The following is a 594-nucleotide window of genomic DNA, read 5'->3' as shown; positions in this document are numbered from 1 at the left end:
AAGGCTAAAGAGAAATTTGGTAAAGTCGATATTCTAGTAAATAATGCTGGAATTAATATTCCAAGATTATTAGTAGATGATAAAGAACCTCATGGAAAATATGAATTGAGTGAAGCTATTTTTGATAAGATTGTAAACGTTAATCAAAAAGGAGTATTTTTCTGTACTCAAGCAGTAGCTAGAGATATGGTTAAAGAAGGTTCAGGAGTAATAATAAATATGTCTTCAGAAAGTGGACTAGAAGGTTCAGAAGGACAAAGCATTTATGCAGCAACAAAGAATGCAGTAAATTCATTTACTAGATCCTGGGCAAAGGAATTAGGTAAAAAGGGAATAAGAGTTGTTGGAATAGCACCAGGAATTCTTGAAGCAACAGGACTTAGAACAATAGAATATGAAACAGCACTAGCTTATACACGTAGTATTACAGTAGATGATTTGAGAGCAGGATATAGTAAAACATCAACTACACCACTTGGAAGATCAGGAAAATTAACTGAAGTTGCAGATTTAGTTTGTTACATTGCTTCTGATAGAGCAAGTTATGTTCATGGAGTAACTTATAATGTAGCAGGTGGTAAAACTAGAGGCTAA

Annotated in this window: 1 protein-coding gene; it reads left to right on the top strand. The window is 33.3% G+C overall.

Translation table 11 applies throughout. The annotated features are described in order from the left end of the window. The coding region (locus RH99_RS18065) for an SDR family oxidoreductase (protein WP_010241859.1) at positions 1–594 on the top strand (594 nt) is incomplete at its 5' end.

The sequence above is a fragment of the Clostridium arbusti SL206 genome (assembly GCF_000246895.1).
Lineage (GTDB): Bacteria > Bacillota > Clostridia > Clostridiales > Clostridiaceae > Clostridium_I > Clostridium_I arbusti.
Note: the sequence above shows the minus strand (reverse complement) of the source record. Positions and strands in the feature narration are given on the sequence as shown.